This window comes from Psychrobacter sp. (assembly GCF_036731945.1).
GTDB lineage: Bacteria > Pseudomonadota > Gammaproteobacteria > Pseudomonadales > Moraxellaceae > Psychrobacter.
In genome coordinates this window covers 1-5,309 of record NZ_DAINDI010000005.1, presented here as the reverse complement: position 1 = coordinate 5,309, position 5,309 = coordinate 1, and the positions used below count along the sequence as shown (strand labels likewise).

4 protein-coding genes are annotated in these 5,309 nt (G+C 41.3%); 3 read left to right on the top strand and 1 reads right to left on the bottom strand.

Going from position 1 to position 5,309, the window contains the following annotated elements:
* On the bottom strand, positions 1–679 hold a 679-nt coding region (xthA, locus tag V7D75_RS01765; protein WP_333613161.1), incomplete at its 3' end, for an exodeoxyribonuclease III.
* A gap of 276 nt (positions 680–955) precedes the next feature.
* Between xthA and V7D75_RS01760 the strand changes: the two genes are divergently transcribed.
* The 3 genes from V7D75_RS01760 to V7D75_RS01750 all read left to right on the top strand — a co-directional run.
* Positions 956–1,507, top strand: coding sequence for a thioesterase (locus V7D75_RS01760; protein WP_333613160.1), 552 nt, complete (start codon positions 956–958; stop codon positions 1,505–1,507).
* A 484-nt stretch (positions 1,508–1,991) separates the two neighbouring features.
* Complete coding sequence (locus tag V7D75_RS01755) at positions 1,992–3,689, top strand: AMP-binding protein (protein WP_333613159.1); 1,698 nt, start codon at positions 1,992–1,994, stop codon at positions 3,687–3,689.
* Between the two features lie 659 nt (positions 3,690–4,348).
* A partial coding sequence (locus V7D75_RS01750) for an AMP-binding protein (protein ID WP_333613158.1) occupies positions 4,349–5,309 on the top strand: 961 nt, incomplete at its 3' end.

Below are 5,309 nucleotides of genomic sequence, written 5' to 3'. Positions count from 1 at the left end.
GCTTAGGATCATCATTGAAACCGCGACTACGATAATCAAACCAACTATATAATTCGGTGCTGTCTGGATAATGCAGACGATAAGTATCGGTCAGCTCTCGCGCCATCAAGTTACCATACCATTCGCGCTCTTCAGGTAAAAACGAGGTTTTTCTATTTTTAAGCCAGCGCTTGGCATTGGCCTCGCCGATACCAACATCGATATCTTCTGGGGCAATATTCATATCACCCATGATAACCAGCGAGCGCCCTTCAGCTTTTAGCGTATCAATATAGGTTATCAAATCCGCATAATAGGTACGCTTCATAGGAAACTTGGTCGGATGGTCTTGACTTTCTCCTTGCGGAAAATAACCGTTAAGCACATCCACTTCGCGACCGTCAAATACATAACGCGCATGGATAAAGCGCTTTTGTGCTTCTTCATCTTCTCCCGGAAAACCTTTTTGCACAAAAATAGGCGCAATTTTAGATAACAATGCGACGCCGTAATGCGCTTTTTGACCAAAATACTCAACGTGATAGCCCAAAACTTCCACATCTGCGAGCGGAAACTGCTCGTCGTGTACTTTGGTTTCTTGCAGACCGATCACATCAGGGTCGATAATCTCTTTTATCGCTTCTAACTGATGTTGACGAGCGCGAATACCATTGATATTAAAACAAACAAAACGGGTCATAAACTATCCTATCATTATGAATTAAAATAAAGTCTTTCTATAACAAGTATTTTTATAAAATAAAGCAAGCAGCAACAGATGATAAATAAAGGCTTATCATAACAGACATCGGCATGGCTAGCTGTTGCGCGCCTTTATCTCTTACGATAGAGTAGCTGTCATGAGTAATAATCTAGGCATTATTACTTCTTATTTTTATAACCTTATATATCAACCTCTCAAACTTTACACGCTATTAATGGCGCAAACTTACTGAGCAACACGATAATGACAACCATGAATAAAAATACCGCTGCACCATCGATGCACGCAAGCACCCCTCTATTTGCTACTGATTACAATGTCTATATTAACCATACTGATGCTGGCGGCATCGTCTACCATGCCAATCACTTAGTGTTTTTTGAAAACTGCCGCCGCGACTGGTTCACCAAGCTTGGTTTAAATGGCTATTTTTTGCAGACCGATGATGGTGAGATTCAGCATTTTGTCGTCAGCCAAGCAGATTTGCAATATAAAAAAGCCATTTTATTAGATGAGGTCATCAATGTCCGCATTGATAAGGTTGAGCTAAAACCTGCCAGCATTATATTTTATCAAAGTATCCATCGCTTAGCGCCGAATGACAATGATAGCCCTCAGAAAAGTACTGCCTTTTCAAACACTACTTTATTGAGTCGCGCTAAAATTGTCATCGCTTGCGTGCAAAACCAAATTACGCCAGACTCTGCAAGCAATCATAGCGCACCCATGCGCCCTATTCGTGTACCGCAAAAATTAAGCGAAACCATTAATCAGGCAATAACCGCACATAGTATTGAACAGTAACTGCACATAGTGCCGATTCATATTCGTTTAAAGTTTAAGTAAGAACACACTACTCTTTAACATATCGCTATTCCTTTACAGGGATATTTTTAGGCACGACTTAAACGGTTTTTTAAGTTATCTATCGTTTTATCCAAAGACCATCTTAAATTTTCATTAAAATATCAGCTCGTTTCACTACCACCTCATCGATGGTCTTTTTTTTCCTATAGAAGCATTTATTTATAAACATTTAATGTGTACTAGGCAGTACTCGCATGCTAATATTGCCTTTACTTAGATTCATGCTAATGTATTGCTTAAATGTATCATTATATCGTCGATACATTGTATTTTAGTTGCAAAAATATTTAGTAGTCCGTCAATAGATAAGGATGTTATCAAACTCAGCGGCCATTGTTTTACGTCAGCGCTGATTTTTTTTATTGACACGGATACGACTGCTTGATGATAGAAACTTAATTGAAATTCCAGGACGCTGACTATGACGTTGAATAAACCTTGGCTTGCCCAATATCCTAAGAGTGTGCCGAAAACGATCGATCCAGATAGATATGGCAGCATCGTGGAGCTGTATGAAGAGTGTTTTGATCGCTTTCGTCTGCATCCTATGAGTATCTGTATGGGCGTGACTCATACCTACGATGACATTGATAAGGCTTCTCTTGCCGTCGCCGCTTGGCTACAAGCACAAGGACTGCCTCAAGGCAGTGTGGTTGCGCTGATGATGCCAAACGTGCCGCAATACTTGCCGACTATGATTGGTATTTTGCGCGCAGGTTACGTCTGTACGCCCGTCAACCCCCTGTACACTGGCCGTGAACTGCGCCATCAGTTAAATGACTCAGGTGCAAAGGTTATCTTTGTGGTGGATAACTTCGCTCAAGCGCTCGAGCAAGTGATTGATGAGACGCAAATTAAGCGTATCGTCTTATCAAAAATGGGCGATATGATGGGCCTCAAAGGTATTTTAGTAAACACCATTATTCGTCAAGTCAAACGCTTGGTGCCCAAATACAAGCTAAACGACCCTAAGCATGAAGTCACGAAGTTTCCCGATGTGCTCAAAAAAGGCAAAAACCTGCCCTTCCAAAAGCCAAAAATGACTTTGGATCAAAAGGCATTTTTGCAATATACCGGCGGTACGACTGGACTCTCTAAAGGTGCGATTTTATCTCAGCGTAATATCGTCGCAGGAGCCATGCAATCAGAAGCATGGACGCGTCCTATTACGTCAGAGATTAACGAAGTCTATATCAATATGGTCATGGCGCTCCCGCTGTATCATATTTTTGCCTTTATGCTAAGCTCACTCGGTATGCGTTCAGGCTATACCTTTATCCTGATACCCAATCCACGCGACATCCCTGGATTTATCAAAACCTTATCTAAACAACCGTTCCATATTTTCCCAGCAGTTAATACTTTGTTTAAAGGCTTGCTTGATAATCCAAACTTTAAAGACCTTGATTTTAGCTCGCTACGTATTTCGCAAGCAGGCGGTATGGCAGCGACCGAACAGACGGCAGCGCGCTGGCTTGAAACCACTGGTTGTGCCATGATTGAAGGCTGGGGTATGACTGAGGGTGTGGCTGTCGGCACTGCCAACGTTGTTACCGACCGTAAGTTTAACGGCACTATTGGCGTCCCAGTCCCGAGCGTTGATGTCATCATCATAGATGAAGACGGCAAGCGCGTCGGTGTCAATGAAGCTGGTGAGATGTGTGTTAAAGGTCCTAACGTCACCTCAGGTTATCTGAATAGAGACAGTAGCGAAGACTTTACTGAAGATGGTTACTTTCGCACGGGCGATATCGTCAGTATGGATGAAAAAGGCTACTTTAGATTATTAGACCGTAAGAAAGACATGATTTTAGTCTCAGGCTTTAACGTCTTTCCTAACGAAGTAGAATCCGTGATGCTTGATTGTGAAGGCATTCTTGATTGCGCGGTGATTGGTATTCCTGATGAGCGTCAAGGGGAAGCGGTCAAAATCTACGTCATTCCTGCCGACAATAACGTGACCAAAAACTCGATTAAAGAATTTGCTCTAGACAATTTGACCGGCTATAAATGTCCGCGTTATATCGAGTTTGTTACTGAGCTACCAAAGAGTAACGTTGGTAAAGTACTGCGCCAAAAACTGCGGGAAAAACATATGGCGGATAACCCTCAGCTATAATTAAAGCAAATATCTATGCTCAAAAAGCGCTCTAACTAAACGATAGAGCGCTTCTTTATTTTAAAACATTAAACTTTAGTATGGATAATACTTATACTGTTGATAGTCACGCTGTTATAGTATTACTATTTTTTAAGAAAAATACAAAAAACCCTCTATTAGAGTTATCCATATTAGCTGCTATTATTTATATGGTTAACTAATTCTAATCTAAGAACCCTTTCATCTTATATTTTTCACCATTCATCGGATTTTACTTGCACCATAGTTTTCTTTTTTTATCAAATTTAACTATATACGCACAAGTTTCTGTATTATAATAACTGGTTCAATAGTAGTTATGTTAATGTAACGCCAAAATATGTTACGCTATTGTTTATTATTAGTTAGTACTGATAGTATCCTCGATAACTGGCTATTTAATCTACTTCAGCAGTTGTTTCTCGTAGTTAAATACCTTTCTAGTCAAACAATCTTGTAATTAAATACATTTGTATCAAGGCCACCGTATTTTAGCAGTATGTGAATAAATGGGATAGCACGCGACAAGCCACCGACTATAGGACGTATCGTCTATAGAGCAAGAATGGGTTTGTTGACAGGGATGTGACTACTTTTTTATAAAGCCTTAACTTATCACAAATTTAAGGACACTAAGTATGACCACTGATAAGCCTTGGCTTGCTCAATACCCAGAAAACGTACCTAAAACCATCAATCCCGATCAGTATGAAAGCCTTATAGACCTCTATGAAGAATGCTTTGATCGCTTTCGTATGCACCCTATGACCATTTGTATGGGTGTGACTCACACCTACGGCGACGTGGACAAAGCTTCTCTTGCCGTGGCTGCGTGGTTACAAGCGCAAGGGATTCCTAAAGGCAGCGTGGTTGCACTGATGATGCCAAACGTGCCGCAGTATCTGCCAACTATGATTGGTATTTTGCGCGCGGGCTACGTTTGCACGCCGATTAATCCGCTCTATACGGGTCGCGAGTTACGCCATCAGCTCAATGATTCTGGTGCTCAGGTTATCTTTGTGGTGGATAATTTTGCCCAAGCGCTCGAGCAGGTAATCGAAGAGACGGATATCAAACGTATTGTCCTATCAAAAATGGGCGACATGATGGGTCTCAAAGGTATTTTGGTCAATACGGTTATCCGTCAGGTCAAACGCTTGGTTCCTAAATACAACTTGAATGATCCTAAATATCACGTTACCAAGTTTCCAGATGTGCTAAAAAAAGGCAAAAGCCTACCATTCCAGGCACCAAAAACGTCCTTACAACAAAAAGCCATTTTGCAATATACCGGTGGTACCACAGGACTATCTAAAGGCGCGGTATTAACTCAGCGTAATGTCGTCGCTGCGGCCATGCAGTCAGAAGCTTGGTACCGCCCTGTCACCTCGGATATCAACGAGGTCTATATCAATATGGTTATGGCACTGCCGCTGTATCATATTTTTGCTTTTATGCTGAGCTTACTTGGCATGCGTTCTGGTTACACTTTCATTTTGGTACCAAATCCGCGTGATATGCCTGGATTTATCAAAACCTTATCCAAACAACCGTTCCATATTTTCCCAGCAGTTAATACTTTGTTTAAAGGCTTGCTTG

Coding starts and splice junctions, on each gene's coding strand:
- V7D75_RS01760 (WP_333613160.1), top strand. CDS start 956: ATGAATAAAAATACCGCTGCACCATCGATGCACGCAAGCACCCCTCTA.
- V7D75_RS01755 (WP_333613159.1), top strand. CDS start 1,992: ATGACGTTGAATAAACCTTGGCTTGCCCAATATCCTAAGAGTGTGCCG.